Below are 16,655 nucleotides of genomic sequence, written 5' to 3' on the forward strand. Positions count from 1 at the left end.
AAGATTCGTTATCCCTTTTATCCTCAGATCATAACAGCGACGGCGTCGCTTATTTCGCGGCAGGCTCTCGCACATGCCAGACAAGCATTGATACAGTTCCGGCAGTGCGTTTGCTCGTACCGGCCGCACTCTCTTGCTGTAGCTTCGCAGATATCCGCGCACAGACGGCAAATTTCGGCGACGAACGGACTTTGGCGGGTCATGGCCTGAATCGCGTACGCGCAAATATCGGCGCATTCCCGGTCCATCCGGATGCAATCCCGCAGCAGTGCAAGGTCGTATTCTTTCAGGCTTGAGACATAGCTGAAGTTACAGGCGTTCATACATTTAAGACAAGCCTCAATGCAGTCCTGGTACTGAATTCGGGTCATAGCCTTCAACCTCCTGCAATCTGATGTTGTATGCCTTTGTATTAACCTTTGACCAAAGAGACGAATCACAGGGGGCAGCCCTAGGGCCCCTCTAATGACTTTCCTCAAGCCGTTTGACCTTGACAACGGATAGCTACAAGCTTCTTTTTACAGCCGCCGGACGTTCATAGCCTCGCCCTTCCAAGCGCAGCAATTTCTTCCGCAATTCCCCGGACGAGAAATGTTCTCCGATAAAAACCGCCACATCACGAACCTCTCCCTGGGGAGTGATTTTAATAAAATCCGACTCGCGGTAAGCGTATTGAAACAGGAAACGGCCGGAAGTATCGTTAAAGGTCAACACGCCTTTCGCTCTGTACACGTCGGACGGCAATTCCTTCAGAAATGCTTCGAATTCCACGCTGTTAATCGGATTAGCGAAAAAATGCGTATACGCCATCACATGGTCGTGAGAAGCACGGCCCGTGCCTTCGGCGGCTATTTCTTCATTCTCCGGCAAGCCCTCTCCGTCAGTTCCAGTGCCGGAAGAAAGGTCTTTCGGCGCCCCGCCAGAGGTTTCCGCCAGCGATATGCTGTCCGCATTATCGAGCAGATTGTGCAAATTCACTTCGCACCGCACCGCCGGGATAATCTTGGCGTACGCATTCCATTTGCGAAGCACACCGTTAACTTCCTCCGCCTCTTCCGCAGTTACGCGATCCGTTTTATTCAGAATAAGCACGGAAGCGCTGCGGATTTGCTCCTGCATCAGCCGGTAAGTGGCTCCCTTCTGCTCTCTGTGCAGCTCCAGCAGATGAGCCGCGTCGACTACGGTAATCAAGCCCTTCAGCTCGACTTTGCTGTACAGCGATGTTTCGGTAACGTTATCGATGATATCGAGAGGGTTAGCCGCGCCCGTTGCTTCGATAACGATCACACCCGGCGATTCTCTCTTCATCAGCGTTGTCAGCTCCGTGCTGAGATCAACGCTTGCTGAGCAGCAGATGCATCCGGACAGAAGCTCGGCCATTGGCACGGATTCGCCGACCAGCATGCCGTCAAAGTTAACGTCGCCGAGCTCGTTCATGACGACGGCCGGACGCATACCTTCATTTTTCCAATAATCAAGCAGCCTGTACAGCAGAGTCGTCTTCCCGCTGCCCAGAAATCCTGACAATATATATACAGGAACAGCATTTTCCGTCATTTCAAATCTCTCCCCGTGTTCTGTTCTGTAAGCGAGTGTACTACATTCCTGGACAGGGAAGCAACCTGACGAAATCCATTGTAAGCATTATTCAGGTAATTAATAGAATTTTGATCGTTCTCGTTTCTGAGCTTACGTTTTCTTGCAGCCGCTGTTTCATTCCTCTATGATAGGGGCATGCGAATTTTCATGAAAAACATGCGTCAAGGAGTGATATTACCGATGAGTTCAGTCGAACAGCACCGGAAGGAAGCCCCGAATTCGGTCAACTGCTATATCATTACGGTCTCGGACACCCGGACAATAGATACGGATAAGAGCGGCCAGCTCATCGAGACTTTGCTTGAAGAGTCAGGCTATCATGTGGCCGGGCGGACCATCGTAAAGGATGACTACGACGATATCCGTGAACTGATTCACATCTGCGCAGCAGACAATGCCATTGAAGCGGTGCTGCTCACAGGCGGCACCGGCATAGCTCCAAGAGATTCCACCTATGAGGCAGTCGAATCACTGCTGGACAAGACGATGCCGGGTTTTGGCGAGATTTTCCGCTACCTGAGCTTTGCCGAGGACATCGGAACCGCGGCCATTCTAAGCCGGGCGGTTGCCGGAACGATTGGAAGCACCGCTGTATTCTCCATGCCCGGATCGACCGGAGCGGTCAAGCTGGCGCTGACCCGGCTGATCATTCCCGAGCTTCGGCATGTGATGCGGGAGATTTACAAGTCTTCCTGAAACCAGCTTCCCTTTCTTTCGCCGTAGCCTTCTCATGCCAGCCCCCCTTTCTTGCCGGACCTGACCGAAGGTCCGGTTTTTCGCATTGACAATTCCAAATTTACCCTATAAAATGTTGAACACTTTTCGCGAAAGTGGTTTTTGATTAACCATTTGGTTAATCGGAAAGGAACAAAATGAGCTCATCATCTTCCTTGAATCATAAAATCAAAACCGTTGTCAGTCCCTTCCATGAAATGCTGTGCAGCCTGCATGTCCTGTGCCAGCCGGAGCATCATCCAAGGCGGCTTCAGTGGTCGCAGGAGCTGTTGAAAGCCATGCCTTCCGATCTGAGGGACAGCATCCGGCAACTTGGCAAACGCACCGATGTCTGGACCGCATTAATGGAACTGGCAGATCATTCTGGAGAGCCAATGACCTGCCGCAAAGGCATAGAGGCCCTGAATAGTCTGCCGGATGCCGAACTGGTTCATTTGGCTTTAAACAATACGGTGCCGATCGGAACGATCATCCAATGGATGCACGGAATTCGTGGGCTGGAAGAGGAGGAATTGGAGGACGCCGGGCTATCGCTGCTGGACTCGCTGGAGCCTTTTCGGAGACTCCTCACCGATACATTGACGCAGTATGAAGAGTCCTTTTTTCGCCGGGAATGGCAGGTGGTTGAGCCTTGGGTGCAGACGGCCGCCGCGGCCTTTCAGCAAGAAACCGAGCAATCCGCGGAAAAAGCGATCTCTTCCCTCCATCCGCGTCTGTTTGCGGAAAAAGGAACGATTACCGCCCAAAAAGCGAAAAGCTACCATTTTGCCTATGACAGCCTCGAGCATATTTATGTATTTCCCAGCACCTTCATCTTTCCTCATCTCTTAATCGGCTGGTACGGAAAAGCTCTCTTTCTCCCGCTTGCCGTCGACATTCCGGAGCTGCCGTACAACGATTCTCCGCCGGCGGATCTGCTTCTGCGTTTCAAGGCGCTTGGCGACGAAACCCGGCTCAAAATCGTGAAGCTGCTGTGGAAAGGACCGCACTGCACGAAGCAGCTTGCTCCCGTTCTCGGCATTTCCGAAGCGGCCGTTTCCAAGCATCTGAAGCTTCTGTCCGAAGCCGGCCTGATCCGGGTCAAGCGCCGGGGAAGCTATCAATTTTACTCTGCCGACAAAGAGGAAATGGAGATGATGCTCGTGCTGCAAAGACAGTTTCTGGAGCAGTAACTTTATTTTGAGCCGTAAAAAGGAGCGCTTGAACATGTGGCATACCGCCCTCGCGACAATGGTCCGGAACCAAAGGTCCAATCTCAGGGCCTACCCCTGGACCTTTACCCTCGGCCATATTATTGATGGAACGTATCTCGTTCTCGTCACTTATTTTTCATATGTATATTTAATTCAAGGTGATATTCAATCCCGATTTGCCGCATATACTGGCACCTCCGATTACATGACGTATGTCATTATTGGCGGAGCGCTGAATCTCTTCTCGGTCAGTATGATGATGAATGTGTCGAGAGCGCTCATTACGGAGTGGCGGGAAGGGACGCTTGAAGCGCTGCTGCTCTCCCCTTCCAGCCGTTTCGGCTATTTTGCGGGAACCGCCGTTCAGCAGCTTTTCCGCAGTCTGTTCGAGCTTGGGGTTGTGCTGATTTTCGGTATTGCGGCAGGCCTCAGGCTGCCCGATTTCGATCCTTGGTCCGTGCTGATCGGCGTCTTCGCCTATCTGCTCTCCTGCTTTACAATGGGGCTGCTGCTTGGCTGCGTGATGCTGTATTCCCGGGATACTTATTTTGTGCAAAATACACTGTTTGTGCTTACCGCTCTCTTGTGCGGATTCCAGTTCCCCCGCGAGTATCTTCCCGAAGCTCTACGGATCGCTGGTGAGGTATTTCCTTTGACCGATGCGCTGGAGCTGCTGCGCGGTAGTCTGATGACGGGCGGGGTAATCCGGCTAAGCGATTTAGTTCCGATCCTGCTAATGTGCGCTGTCTATATCGCGCTTGCGCTATGGAGCGGTCGAAGAATTGAGCGGAGCATGTTCGAGCGGTACTAAAGAGGAACCATGTCTGCCCACAAAGAAAGGTAGTGAAGATATGATCGCAATGAATGAGGTTAGCAAAATATACGAAACCAAGAACAGACTTGGCTGGTTCCGTTCCGAGCGTGTATCCACCCAAGCAGTAAAATCGCTGTCGCTCACCCTCGAGCCGGGACAAATCACCGGTCTTCTGGGGCTTAACGGAGCCGGCAAAACGACCACCATCCGCATGCTGTCCACCCTGCTCGATCCGACGGAAGGCAGCATTGAGGTGGACGGTCTGGAGATGAGCCGCAGCCGCACCGCCATTCAGCATAAGGTAAATATGATCGCCGGCGGGGAACGGATGCTGTATTGGCGGCTTACGGGCAGGGAAAACCTCCACTATTTCGGGTCTTTGTACGGTCTGGAGTCCCGCCATCTCCGGCTGGAAAGCGAACGTCTGCTGAAAGAGGTAGGTCTTGCGGATGCGGCAGACCGTCCGGTTGAGCAATATTCCAAAGGAATGAAGCAGCGCCTGCAGATCGCAAGAGGACTGATCAACGACCCCAAATATCTGTTCCTGGATGAGCCAACGCTCGGACTGGACGCGCCAATTGCGAGACAGCTCAGGGAAATGGTGTGCAGTCTGGCCAAAGAACGGGGAAAAGGCATTCTGCTGACCAGCCATTACTTGCAGGAAGTGGAGGAGCTGTGCGACAACGTCTATGTGCTGGACCGCGGGGAGCTGCTGATGTGCGATACTCCGGACCGCATTGTGGGCAGAGTGGCGGGGCTGCAGACGGCCCATTTTGAATTGACCGGCTGGAGGGATGAGCTGAATCCCCTGCTGATGGAGTACCTGCATACCGAGATCGGATTGAACCGAAAAGAGTTGACGGAGCTGCATACGCCCTCTGCCGAGTCCGGCTCTTCGCCCGGGGAACCTGTACGTTTGACCTTAAAAAGCCGCTCAGCCGACAAGCTCATCACCAAGCTGCTGCCATGGACGGCCGAAAATGGACTCAAGGTCATTTCCTTTTCCGCCGAAAAGCCCAATCTGGAGGATGCCATCATCCTGCTCTCGGAAGGAAAAGTGTCATGAAGCTTCGCGGCTATTTGATCCCGCTCCGGGCGGAAATGTTGAAACAGCATAGAAGCCGAACCAGGGGAAAAGCCGTATTTTTCTCCATGCTGCTCTGGCCCGCCATTGCTTTTCTAACCTCCTATTACGCGATGCAGCCCTATCGAACCGGCGAAGGCTCGGCATTGTCCAGGGTCATTCCCCCCGGCGGCGTTCCGCTGTTTCTGTTAAGCGGCTATCTCGTGTTTCAGCTGTTCTGGACCACCGTTCAGTCGGCCTGGCTGTTCGAACAGGAGCGCAAGCAGGGTACACTTGAAATCATTTTTATGACGTCCTCGTCCAAAATGGCCTTTTTATTCGGGCGCTCGCTGTATTCCCTGTTTAATGGAATCTGGATGTTCGCGGCGTTCTCCTTCCTTACCTTTTGGTTTGTCGCCGATCCCGGCCAAGTAGAGTGGTCTGTACTGCTGCCGGTGATCGCGCTTATCGTGTGCTCTTCAGTCATCTGGGGAGCGATGCTCAGCGCCATCTCCTTGTTCTCTCGAGACTCCGGCATGCTATATTATATTTTTCAGGCTCCGATGGAGCTGTTTGGGGGTGTGCGCATTCCTCCCTCCGTCTTTCCTCTGTGGGCAAAAGGACTATCGCTGCTCTTCCCGGTTACCTACAGCCTGAATCTCGTTCGTGGGGCGCTGTACGGCAATACAGGCGGAGCATGGATCTGGTCGCTGGTCGTGCTGATCGCCGCCGATGCCGCGTTTGTATGGCTAACCGGGTACCTGCTAGCATTGGCCGAGAGGCATGCGAGAGCCAAGGGAAACTGGAGTTTATTCTAAATGGACGAACGATAAAAGGGGCTCCCAGCCGTTGATCATCTTCTACGGTCTTGGGAAAGCCCCTTTGGTTTCTGTTCAATCGTTTAGCGATACGTACCTAACACGCGGTCGTAAATATCCTCGATCAGCCTGAGGCCCCCGTTATATCCCGCGTAGCCGCAGTTTAAGATCAGCCGGTAGGTAATCGGCACGCTAATCGGGAGCAGATCCGCCCCGATGTCGGCGGCCAGATCGCGTTCCCAACCGCTACCGAGAATCAGCGCCCGCTGCTTCGGATTGGTCTGCCTGATCTTCTCCTGAATTTCCCCGCCGTCTACCGAGAATTCCACATTCGCCGACCTTCTGTCGGAGATGCGGCGGAACTGCTCGCGGATTCCTTCGCGGTACTGTTCGGGAGTATCGTCAACGATATATTGAACCTCTGCCGGGATAATACCCAGCTCATTCAATAAATATTTGGAAAAGCCAACGGCGTAAGTGGCATCAAGGATCGTATAGAACATGCGCGGAATTCCGTACCGGAACTCCAGCATGAAATCGGCCGTCCGCTCAATATGCGTATAGAATTTACGCTCTTCGTCCGCGATGAATTTCTCAGCCTTTTCACGGTCTATGCTGGCGCCGAATGCCGTAACCTCCCGCAAAAAGCGGCTGGTCTCCAATCCTCCAACCGGCAAATAGGGAAAATGGTAAAACGGCGTTCCGTATTTCCGCTTGAGCAGCTTGGCGCTTCTCAGGCCCGGCCAGGCGGACACGACAATATTAAACTCAGCCTGAGGGACGGTCAGCCACTCCGATACACCGCCCGATTCGGGTCCAAAAAGGATGTTCGGCGTTAGACCGATCCCGATCAGCAGCCGCTTGATTTCCTGCAGGTTGCCGATCCAGTAAGGGTCCTGGTATGGAATGGAAGCAAAGACATTAACCAGACCGGGAATGACTTCCCCTTTGGCGGGTGCATACTTATCGACATACTGCTCGATAATCGCCTTGATGATCAGGTCATGGCTGACATAGTTATTGCTCTTGAAGCCGCCGGTCTCCGCGAACACAATCGGCTTGTCGAGATTTTGAAATTCGCGGGTTACCTGGCCGACATCGTCTCCGACAATATCGGAGGTGCAGCCGGTGAGCACGACGAACAGATCAGCGTCGATGACCTTGAACGCCCCGTCAATGACACCCTTCAGTTTCTTCTCGCCGCCGAATACGACCTCGGATTCGCTTGAATTGGTGCAGGGGATGGTGCTCCCGCCAGCATAGCCCTCCCCCTGACCGAGCAGGCCGTGAATTTTAGTGCTGCAGCCCGGTCCTGCATGGACAATAGGCACGGCCCGCTGGATGGCGATAACCGTCTGCTGAACGCCCAGAGCGCAGGAATACCTCGGCTGTTCAATAAGTTTTGACATGAGTGTTGCCTCCCAAAAAAGTGTATGGATCTTGCTCCAGCCACCATTTGGTGTAAGGCATGGAACTATGTTTCGCCAGGTTCGTCACAAACTCCCGGTTGTCGAGCGTTTCTAATATCCGTTCCGCGTAATTAATCAGACCCTGGTAACCCCAGCTGAAATGCTCGTCTCCGATCAGCAGCGTAGGAATACCGAGCTTTGCGCCCCAGAGCGTCATTCCGCCGTGACGGGCGATCATCAGATCGGGACGTACGCGGTTCAGAATATTCACCAGCTCGTAAGCTTGCTTGTTGCAAACGTTGTAGCCCTTAATATCCCCATATGTCTTGACGGTGTGATCCAGCATATCCGCCGACGTATCTTCATTGTCATAAATAGGGTCATGATGAAAGATAGCCGCGCCCTGCACATCAATTCCCAGCTCACTCAACAGGGCGATCAGGGCATGACCGTGGGCTGATCCCGCTGTCAAATAGCAGGTCGTGCCTTTGAGCTTCGCCCGGTACTCCTCCAGCTTCGGTAGAACGGCCGCTCTCTCCTCGCGGATAATCTCCTCGATTTCGGCTTCGCGGTCCAGAACACGGCCCAGCTCACGCATCCACGCGTCCGTTCCAGCCAATCCGTAAGCCATGGGAGCCTTAATCTCCGGCACTCCGTATACTTGCTCCAGCGCGGCCCCCATATAGGTGCCGAGCGTCGGGCAAATCTGAATCGTTGCGGCCGCCTCGGAAATCGTCTCCAGCTGGCTTACCGTAGAGAAGGGAACGACATAGTTCGCTTCGTAGCCCAGGCGATTCAGCAGCTTGGAGAATACATCGCTGCCCCAGAAGTTAATGATATTCACCTTGTTCGTCCGCTTTTGCGGAGGCTTCACAATCTTGCGTACGATAGAGTGATAGGCAGCGTCGAAGCCCGAGGTCCAGATCTTGGATCTGAAGCCCTCGCAGACACAGTTCACAACCGGAATGCCGAGCTCTTTTGTCAACCGGTCCGTCACACTTTCCACATCTTCCCCAATAATTCCCGAAGCGCAGGATGTTGTCACGAAAATCGCATTCGGCTTCACCCTGTCATACGCAAGGCGAATGGTTTTCTCCAGCTTGGAAAGAGCGCCGAAGACCGTATCCATTTCCTCAATATTGGTATTAAAATATCTGCCTATGGCCGGCGGAAGATCACGCTCCATCTGTCCGACCCGGTAAACAAAATTGAAGCCGAAGAAATCCCCGGCACAACCGACTGGCGCATGGTTGACCATCGCCGCATCCCGAATCATTGATAACTGGCAAAATGCGTTCCCTGAGCTGCAGCCCATGCATTGGCTGAAAGAACGGGTGCCGTCCTTAAGACAGCCGCTGCTGGAGCAGTCGACCAGTTCTCCCGCGGTGCCGGCAAAGCCCGTGATCGAACCCAGACGCTTCTCGCGCACCGGAACCTCGGTTAAATTCAAGTTGACTTTCGGCATGTCCTCTCCTCCTTTGCGTTATGAATAATATTTTCAGCTAAATTGACTACGGTAAAAAAATTACACCAGCGTTTCGACAAAAGCCTTTTCGAATGCTTGCTCCAAATCAGCGATCAAATCATCGGCATTTTCCAAACCGATGGAAAGACGGACCGTTTCCGGCTTAATACCGGCAAAGCTCTGTTCTTCGGCGTTCAACTCGCCATGTGTGGTCTTCGGCGAATTGATGATCAACGACCGGGCATCGCCTACATTGGCGTGGTAGCTGAACAGCTCCACCGAATTAAGGAAGATCTTAAGCTGCTCCTCATTTCCTTTGAAGCCAAAGGAGAAGATCGAGCCGGCGCCTTTCGGGAAATACTTGTCGGCAAGCGCTTTGTATGGGCTCCCTTCGGCTACAGGATGATTAACCCAGCTAACTTTGTCGCTGCTTTGCAGGTATTGTACGATTTTCAGCGCATTGGACACCTGCTTGTCAATCCGCTCGGACAGTGTAACAATGCCCTGAATCAGCAGGAAAGCATCGAACGGGCTCAGCGAAGCGCCAAAATAAGCCAGGTAACTGAGCCGGATTCTGGTCGTAAACGGCGCACCCGGGAACACCTCCAGAAAGCTGCGTTCACGCCCTGTCGCCTGATCCCGCAGCAGATACTGTGGCTCTTCAAAATGCGGGAATTTACCATTGCTCCAGTCAAACTTGCCATTTTCCACAATGACTCCGCCAAGCGTTGTTCCATGCCCGCCGATCGCCTTGGTCGCCGAATAAATGATGATGTCCGCTCCATGAGCGAAAGAGTCGAACAAATATGGAGTACCGAAGGTATTGTCGATAACTAACGGAATTCCGTTGTCATGCGCAATTTCGGCAATGGCTTCAACATCCAGGATGGTCGCATTCGGGTTGCTGATGCTCTCGATCAGTACCGCTTTGGTGTCCGGCCCGATGCCTTGGCGGAACGCTTCAGGATCATCCGAGTTCTCCACAAAATCGACATGAACATTGAATTTGGGGAACAGATGCTTGATCGCGTCGAACGTTCCCCCGTACAGCCTGGGCGTAGTTAAAATTCTTCCTCCGCCTTCGGCCAGATTGAGCAGCGTATAAGCGACAGCCGCCATTCCCGATGCGACAGCGACAGCGCCGCTGCCATTGTCCAGGGCGGTCAGCCGCTGCTCAAGCACATCAACGGTCGGATTTCCAATCCGTGTGTACAGAAAGCCAGCTTCCTCCAGGCCAAACAATCTCTCGGCCCGTTCCACGCTGCCCAAATCATAGGAAGCCGTCTGATAAATCGGTACGGCAACCGCATAATTATGATCGCTCGATTGGTAGCCCGCTCTTACCTTCAATGTGTCAAAGCCCAATGATTTCTCGCTCATTCCGATTCCCCTTTTCGAATAGTGTTATAAAGATTAATACCTTACTTTAAAATGGCCCCCTGCCTTGACTGAAGAAAGGTCAGCAGTCTGCCCAAAGCTTGTTCAATCGGGGCCTCTACGGCCAGAGCCGTGATTCCCTGCTTATGAAGAACCCCCGCAGCCCCTGGACCGATTCGGCCTACCAGTACATATGAACAATCCGCCAAAGACTCAGCCACAGCGTTAAGCCGGTTTTGCTCATGCCCGTTCAAGCTTGCCGGACTGCCGATTTTCCGGTTCTCGGATTGTACATACAGGCCTTCCTCATCGATTTCGTAGATGATAAACCGGTCGCATTGGCCAAAATGCTGGTTCACGGAATATCCGTCTGAACTGCCTACTGCCACTTTCATTTCCTCTCAACTCCTTCAACTATTAATTCGCAGATTCCCCTCCTTGAGAAAATAAAGAGACCCGCTGTTAATCAAGCAGGCCTCCAATGGTTTTGGTCGGCGTGTGACATATTTCACAAATCGAACTAGCCAAAATATCAAAAGAAACGACTTATCATTCTTTTAATATCAAAAAAGGCCGGAGCGATCCTGTCTGTCAGGAAGCATCCGGCCTGCGGTTAACCGCTCGGCTAAGCAGATAAACAGTAAATACCAATAGATTTACTTTGTTTTAATATAACGATTACGCTAGCAAAATTCAATCCCTGAATCGTGAAATAAATGTGATCTTTTCCAGAAAATCATGAAAAACGGCAAGCCTCATTACGAGACTTGCCGATAAACTTTAAGCGATACAAAAGTTCTTACAGTTCCGGATGCTCATGCTTCGCTTTGAGACGGCTCCAGCGGCGCTCAACTTCATCTTTGAAGTTGTTCAGAGCAGCTTCGTTCTCTTCCTTAAGTAGATGCTTGGTTTTACCCATGCCTTTGAGCCATTCGGTAACGTCGACGCGCTTCTCCTTCTCTTCCGGATTGTACGTAATCGTGGTAACGCCTTGCTCCACTTCATACAACGGGAAGAAGCAGGAATCAACCGCGAGGGATACCAGTTTGGTGCCAACATTGTCCTCGGTCATCCAGTTCAGCGGGCAGGCAGACAAGATTTTGCCATACACAAGCCCTTCGTTCTGAGCGTACCATTGGGCTTTGGCGGCTTTCTTCACCAAATCCTGCGGGAATGCTTCGCTGCCCGTGAACACATAAGGAATATTGGTGGCAGCCATAATTTGCGGCGTATCTTTATGCTGCGTCACTTTACCTTTTTGCGTCTTGCCGATGCTGGATGTCGATGTGCGGTGACCGATCGGCGTCGAATATGATTGCTGTGCACCTGTATTCATATAACCTTCGTTGTCATATTCCAAAACGATCATTTTGTGTCCGCGAAGCGCAGCGCCGATTGCCGGTCCCATACCGATGTCCATGCCGCCGTCGCCGGTAACCATAACAAAGGTAAAGTCATCTTTCAGGTTCAGATGATCAAGCTCGCCGCGGCGTTTGCGTTCCCAGAACATTTCAACCACGCCGGACATTGTCGCGGCCCCGCTTTGGAACAGGTTGTGAATGAAAGTCGATTTATGGGACGAGTAAGGATATCCCGTCGTTGTAACATAGGCGCAGCCTGTATGGTACAGAGCGACGATATCTCCCTCAATGCCTTTGAAGAACAGCTCCAGACCGGAGAAAATACCGCAGCCCGGACAAGTGCCGTGACCTGGGGACAAACGTTTCGGTTTAACGGTCAAGCTGCGCATTGGCGGAATCTTAACCTTGAGCTTGCCTGTCTCTTCATCCTTGTCCACAGTAATCAAGCCCGTCTTGAGAGACTCGAATTTAAGCGGTTTGATCACACGCTTCGGCGCGCTTTCGGTAACGCCCGGATTGTGGCCGTAGTAGTCGAAAGGAACCTTTACTTCACCGGATTCCGCTGCTTCAATAGCCAGCTCGAACAGGCTGTGGCCGTCTTCGGCGAAGAAGTCCTTGCCGCCGACACCGTAAATGCGGCCGATGACCTTCGTTGTCGTGTTGCCGTAGGTGAACAGGGCTGCTTTGATTTCGTTAACCATGTTGCCGCCATGCGCTCCGAAAGAATCCGCGCGGTCGCCGACGGTAATGGCTTTGACGTTCTTCAGCGCTTCAGCGATTTGCTTCTGCGGGAACGGACGGATCATGTTCGGCGAAATAGCGCCGGCTTTCACGCCTTTCTCGCGCAGCTGGTCGACAACGTCCTTGATGATCTCGGAAGCGGAGTTCATCAGGAATACCGCAACCTCGGCATCCTCCATGCGATACTGCGACAGGATTGGATAATGGCGGCCTGTCAGCTCGCCATATTCTTTGGCGATTTCTTCAAATACTTCCCCGGCATTGTACATAGCCACGGATTGTTGGTATTTGTTGTTGATATAGTCGGGTTCGTTCATGTATGGGCCGACAGAAATCGGATTCTCGCGGTCAAGCGTGTCATCATAACCTTTCGGTTGAGGTCCGATAAAGCTTTGGACATCTTCACGGTTCGCGATGGCTTGGACGCGGCGCTTCTGGTGAGAAGTGAAATATCCGTCCATAGCCACCAGTACTGGAAGGCGAACTTTGGCATGCTCGGCAAGCTTGATTGCCATGATGTTCATATCATAAACGGACTGCGGATCCGGACACATCAGGATCGGCCAGCCGGTGTTCAGTGCAAAATACAGGTCGGAGTGATCGCCGTGGATGTTCAGCGGTCCGGAAATGGACCGGCAGATGAGGTTCATAACCATTGGCATCCGCGTACCGGATTGAACCGGAAGCTGCTCCAGCATGTACAGGTAGCCTTGTGCGCTTGTCGCGTTAAATACGCGGCCGCCCGCGGTGGACGCGCCATAGCAAATGCCTGCGGAGCTGTGTTCGCCGTCGGAAGGCACCAGCATGATGTCATGCTGTCCGCTGGCTTTCATGGAATCGAGGAATTGCGCAACCTCCGTCGACGGGGAGATCGGGAAATAGCCCATCACATGATAGTTGATTTGATGTGCAGCGTAGGCTGCCATTTCATTGCCGGATTCATATAAAAACTTCTGCTCCACCTTGGCGGAGCCGACTTCTTTTTCGTAATCGATAGCCATTAGTGTTCCACCTTTCTCTCGGGATTTAGATCTGGTTTACAAGATCAAACGTGTGACGGACCGTATTGGCTTCCGCAAAGCCTTCCTTCTCGCGCGCACGGGAGAGTGCGGAGGTCGGGCAGGCTTCCACACATTTGAGGCAGCCTTTACAGTATTGATAATCGATCCCTTTCAGGAACATCATCGATTTGCCTTTTTTATTGACCTTCTCTTCCCAAACGAAGCACATATCCGGACAAACCGTGTCGCACTCCGCGCAGTTAATGCAAGACTCGTTGTCATATACCGGCACAAGCCCGGAACGGGAAATACTGAGATCCTTCAAGAAGGTTGTTCCCGGATTGATGATGGTGCCGCCAATCGGCTGGGTCTCGTATCCGAGCGGCGAAGTGTCGGACCGTACGAACTCCGGCATACTCTCGCCTTCCGGCAGTTCAAACGTTTGGAACTTCACTTCATTATAGCCGCGGTCGAAAGTCGTGATGGCCGATTGAACCGCTTGAGGATATTTCTTGCCGAGCGACTTCTCGATAACGCTCTTCATTGTATTAGGATCAAGGAACGGGCAGAGGCGGAACAGACCGCCAAGCATCGCCATGTTAACGCGGTTCTTCTCTTCCAGCGCGATAATGGTTGCATCGACAACGGCGATTGTGCCCGCGGTTACACCAAGCAGTTCCTTCAGCTCTTCCGGAGATTTCGCAGAGTTGACCAGAACCGTGCTTTCTGCGGTAATGCCGCTTGTTACATTAACAATCTTGCCCATGGCTTCGTGAAACACGGCAACGACATGCGGCCGTTCAACTGGCGAAGTATCGCGGATCGGCGTATTTAAATCGCAGAAACGGATATGCGCTTTAACCGGCGAACCTTTCTTCTCCGAACCATAAGACGAGAAGCTGACGCCATTCATATTCGCGCCTACTACCCCTGCTTCAGCCAGCATTTTACCGGCCAGGTTCGCGCCGAGACCTCCTATGGATTCGAGACGGATCTCGAAAAACCCGAGTTCGTTCACTTTCGGTAATTGTACCACCGACATAACCCCTTTCTTCTGTGTCAGCTAGAATAACATCCTGAATGACTTTTTCAAAATTGTACCTTGATTCTGGAACAAGTGAAGTGATAAATCTTGCATACAGCGGCTCAAGAGAATCACAATAATTTATAAAATGCCTATAATTCTCTTATATGCGACAGAACGGCGTAACAGTGAGAGAAAGAAACCTTCCATGAAAATCAGTAAATGTGTACAAAATATGTCTCCAACTCAACTGTGACATTTGTTACCTTTAATCTAACAAAAAAATTAAAAATTAAGATGTTAAATTTGTCACATTGATAATGATCAAAATAACCTTATATGAAAGAAAAAAATAACGATCTTCCTTCACATCCGGTTTTTGCATAAAAAAAACTTCCCCCAGGGCCGCTTTTGAGGCCGGAGGAAGTTTCTTTTTTCTCTTTTTTGCTTTCTTCGAAAAATGAATGTAATGCAAAGTGATTTTCACAAAATAATCAAAAAATAAATCGGTAAATTTCCAGCCCTATTCCCGGTCTGACATCATATGCGCCTTGATCAGCTCCTGCTTCCGGTTCCAGACCGTCTCGCTTAGGCTGACCCGGTATACCTCCGGATTGAGCTTGCGCAGGTATTCCGGCCAGAACAGGCTAAGCTGCTCCCGGTGATAACGGCGAATCTCCTCCAGTCCCGGAAGAGTGTATACCTGAAAGCCGTTCACAAAAATAGGCTCCAGCATCGGCATCGCCTCGTAGCGTTCCACGTTCTTCTGCAAATAAGGATGCAGCGGGTTAAACAGCTTCAGTGGACGGCCGCTGCGCGGACGATCCTCGTCCGGGTAGCTGATATAATCGGACATCGCTTTTCCGTTCGTGCCGATGATGCGGTAGACTTCCTTTTTGCCGGGCGTAGACACTTTCTCCGGGTTGGAGGAAATCTTGATGGTAGGCACCATCTCTCCGTCCTTCGACTCAATCTCCACCAGCTTGTATACGCCGCCAAGCGAAGGCTGGTCGGATGCGGTGATCAGCTGTGTGCCGACGCCCCAGGAGTCGATCGCAGCCCCCTGCAGCTTGAGGTTGGAAATCGTGTTCTCGTCCAGATCGTTGCTCGCGACGATTTTGACATACTCGAGGCCTGCCTCGTCCAGCATCTTCCGCGCCTGAATGGAGAGATACGCCAGGTCGCCGCTGTCCAGCCGGATCGCATTCATCCGCTTCCCGCCGGCTTCCAGCTTCTTCGCTGTAGCGATGGCGTTTGGCACGCCGCTGCGCAGCGTATCAAACGTATCGACCAGCAGCGTAACTCCGTCAGGGAGCACCTTGGCATAGGTGTCGAACGCTTCCTGCTCGCTGCCGAAGCTCTGCACCCAGGAATGGGCGTGGGTTCCCTTGGCGGGGATGCCGAACATCCGGCCGGCCAGAAGATTGGACGTGGCGTCGAAGCCGGCAATATAAGCCGCACGTGTGCCCCAAATGGCCGCATCGGCCTCCTGGGCCCGCCGGGTGCCGAATTCCATCAGAATATCGTCACCCGCCACCTGCTTGATCCGCGCTGCCTTCGAGGCGATCAGTGTCTGGAAATTCATAAAATTCAGAATCGCCGTCTCGACCAGCTGGGCTTCCATTATCGTGCCCTCGACCCGAATCAGCGGCTCTTCAGGAAACACCAGCGCGCCTTCTTTCATCGAATGAATCGTCCCATGAAAATGGAACTGCCGCAGCTCCTCCAGGAAAGCCGGCGCGTAATTCTCCTCTTGTTCCGACAGGTAGCGGATATCCTCCTCCGTAAACCGGAGCGAAGCGATATACCCTACAATCCGCTCCAGACCGGCAAACACGGCAAAGCCGTTGCCAAAGGGCAGCTTGCGGAAGTACCCTTCAAACACGGCGCGCCGCTTATGGGTACCGTTCACCCAATGGGCGTACATCATATTGATCTGATATTTATCCGTATGCAGTGCAAGCTCTCTGTTCAACTCATCATCTCCTGTCAATGCTGCCCGCTTTTCCTTAACAAGGCGGAAAAAAGCGGCTATCCGCCGCTTCCCAACCGTAT

Annotated in this window: 14 protein-coding genes; 5 read left to right on the forward strand and 9 right to left on the reverse strand. The window is 52.4% G+C overall.

Going from position 1 to position 16,655, the window contains the following annotated elements; genetic code table 11:
* Window positions 1-23 precede the first annotated feature (23 nt).
* Entirely contained in the window at window positions 24-371 is a 348-nt protein-coding gene (locus tag PSAB_RS14305) for a four-helix bundle copper-binding protein (RefSeq protein ID WP_025335267.1), read from the reverse strand.
* Window positions 372-504: 133 nt separating this feature from the next.
* Window positions 505-1,557 (reverse strand): CobW family GTP-binding protein, encoded by a 1,053-nt coding sequence (locus tag PSAB_RS14310; protein ID WP_025335268.1) that lies wholly within the window; start codon window positions 1,555-1,557, stop codon window positions 505-507.
* Between the two features lie 222 nt (window positions 1,558-1,779).
* On the opposite strand from PSAB_RS14310, the gene PSAB_RS14315 reads away from it, so the two are divergent.
* The 5 genes from PSAB_RS14315 to PSAB_RS14335 all read left to right on the forward strand — a co-directional run bounded on the left by PSAB_RS14315 (window position 1,780) and on the right by PSAB_RS14335 (window position 6,222).
* Window positions 1,780-2,295: a MogA/MoaB family molybdenum cofactor biosynthesis protein gene (locus PSAB_RS14315; protein ID WP_025335269.1), complete on the forward strand. Its 516-nt coding sequence runs from the start codon at window positions 1,780-1,782 to the stop codon at window positions 2,293-2,295.
* 176 nt (window positions 2,296-2,471) lie between these two features.
* Window positions 2,472-3,506 (forward strand): ArsR/SmtB family transcription factor, encoded by a 1,035-nt coding sequence (locus PSAB_RS14320; protein ID WP_025335270.1) that lies wholly within the window; start codon window positions 2,472-2,474, stop codon window positions 3,504-3,506.
* A gap of 34 nt (window positions 3,507-3,540) precedes the next feature.
* A complete protein-coding gene (locus PSAB_RS14325; protein ID WP_025335271.1) occupies window positions 3,541-4,338 on the forward strand; it encodes an ABC transporter permease in 798 nt (265 codons plus the stop codon).
* A 40-nt stretch (window positions 4,339-4,378) separates the two neighbouring features.
* Window positions 4,379-5,407 (forward strand): ABC transporter ATP-binding protein, encoded by a 1,029-nt coding sequence (locus PSAB_RS14330; RefSeq protein ID WP_025335272.1) that lies wholly within the window; start codon window positions 4,379-4,381, stop codon window positions 5,405-5,407.
* Window positions 5,404-6,222 (forward strand): ABC transporter permease, encoded by an 819-nt coding sequence (locus PSAB_RS14335; RefSeq protein ID WP_025335273.1) that lies wholly within the window; start codon window positions 5,404-5,406, stop codon window positions 6,220-6,222. The genes PSAB_RS14330 and PSAB_RS14335 overlap by 4 nt, the downstream gene beginning before the upstream one ends.
* 83 nt (window positions 6,223-6,305) lie before the next feature.
* Here PSAB_RS14335 and PSAB_RS14340 read toward each other — a convergent pair whose 3' ends face one another.
* From PSAB_RS14340 to PSAB_RS14375, 7 genes are all read right to left on the reverse strand, one after another.
* Window positions 6,306-7,631, reverse strand: a complete 1,326-nt coding sequence (locus PSAB_RS14340) for a nitrogenase component 1 (RefSeq protein ID WP_025335274.1) — start codon at window positions 7,629-7,631, stop codon at window positions 6,306-6,308.
* Window positions 7,615-9,096, reverse strand: a complete 1,482-nt coding sequence (locus PSAB_RS14345; RefSeq protein ID WP_025335275.1) for a nitrogenase component 1 — start codon at window positions 9,094-9,096, stop codon at window positions 7,615-7,617. The genes PSAB_RS14340 and PSAB_RS14345 overlap by 17 nt, the downstream gene beginning before the upstream one ends.
* A 60-nt stretch (window positions 9,097-9,156) precedes the next feature.
* The gene (locus PSAB_RS14350; RefSeq protein ID WP_025335276.1) at window positions 9,157-10,476 is read right to left on the reverse strand and encodes an O-acetylhomoserine aminocarboxypropyltransferase/cysteine synthase family protein; all 1,320 of its coding nucleotides are present in this window, start codon (window positions 10,474-10,476) and stop codon (window positions 9,157-9,159) included.
* 41 nt (window positions 10,477-10,517) lie between these two features.
* Window positions 10,518-10,868, reverse strand: coding sequence for a NifB/NifX family molybdenum-iron cluster-binding protein (locus tag PSAB_RS14355; protein ID WP_025335277.1), 351 nt, complete (start codon window positions 10,866-10,868; stop codon window positions 10,518-10,520).
* Window positions 10,869-11,272: 404 nt separating this feature from the next.
* Entirely contained in the window at window positions 11,273-13,576 is a 2,304-nt protein-coding gene (locus PSAB_RS14360) for a thiamine pyrophosphate-dependent enzyme (protein ID WP_025335278.1), read from the reverse strand.
* Between the two features lie 25 nt (window positions 13,577-13,601).
* A complete protein-coding gene (locus PSAB_RS14365) occupies window positions 13,602-14,612 on the reverse strand; it encodes a 2-oxoacid:acceptor oxidoreductase family protein (RefSeq protein WP_025335279.1) in 1,011 nt (336 codons plus the stop codon).
* A 511-nt stretch (window positions 14,613-15,123) separates the two neighbouring features.
* Window positions 15,124-16,575, reverse strand: coding sequence for a nicotinate phosphoribosyltransferase (locus PSAB_RS14375; protein ID WP_025335281.1), 1,452 nt, complete (start codon window positions 16,573-16,575; stop codon window positions 15,124-15,126).
* Window positions 16,576-16,655 lie beyond the last annotated feature (80 nt).

Origin of the sequence: Paenibacillus sabinae T27, assembly GCF_000612505.1 — a bacterium.
Taxonomy (GTDB): Bacteria; Bacillota; Bacilli; order Paenibacillales; family Paenibacillaceae; genus Paenibacillus_AQ; species Paenibacillus_AQ sabinae.

Bases quoted from the DNA above. Each gene is read 5' to 3' on its own strand.
- PSAB_RS14360 (WP_025335278.1), bottom strand. From the start codon at position 13,576: ATGGCTATCGATTACGAAAAAGAAGTCGGCTCCGCCAAGGTGGAGCAG.
- PSAB_RS14330 (WP_025335272.1), top strand. From the start codon at position 4,379: ATGATCGCAATGAATGAGGTTAGCAAAATATACGAAACCAAGAACAGA.
- PSAB_RS14335 (WP_025335273.1), top strand. From the start codon at position 5,404: ATGAAGCTTCGCGGCTATTTGATCCCGCTCCGGGCGGAAATGTTGAAA.
- PSAB_RS14310 (WP_025335268.1), bottom strand. From the start codon at position 1,557: ATGACGGAAAATGCTGTTCCTGTATATATATTGTCAGGATTTCTGGGC.
- PSAB_RS14320 (WP_025335270.1), top strand. From the start codon at position 2,472: ATGAGCTCATCATCTTCCTTGAATCATAAAATCAAAACCGTTGTCAGT.
- PSAB_RS14345 (WP_025335275.1), bottom strand. From the start codon at position 9,096: ATGCCGAAAGTCAACTTGAATTTAACCGAGGTTCCGGTGCGCGAGAAG.
- PSAB_RS14340 (WP_025335274.1), bottom strand. From the start codon at position 7,631: ATGTCAAAACTTATTGAACAGCCGAGGTATTCCTGCGCTCTGGGCGTT.
- PSAB_RS14305 (WP_025335267.1), bottom strand. From the start codon at position 371: ATGACCCGAATTCAGTACCAGGACTGCATTGAGGCTTGTCTTAAATGT.
- PSAB_RS14325 (WP_025335271.1), top strand. From the start codon at position 3,541: ATGTGGCATACCGCCCTCGCGACAATGGTCCGGAACCAAAGGTCCAAT.
- PSAB_RS14355 (WP_025335277.1), bottom strand. From the start codon at position 10,868: ATGAAAGTGGCAGTAGGCAGTTCAGACGGATATTCCGTGAACCAGCAT.
- PSAB_RS14350 (WP_025335276.1), bottom strand. From the start codon at position 10,476: ATGAGCGAGAAATCATTGGGCTTTGACACATTGAAGGTAAGAGCGGGC.
- PSAB_RS14315 (WP_025335269.1), top strand. From the start codon at position 1,780: ATGAGTTCAGTCGAACAGCACCGGAAGGAAGCCCCGAATTCGGTCAAC.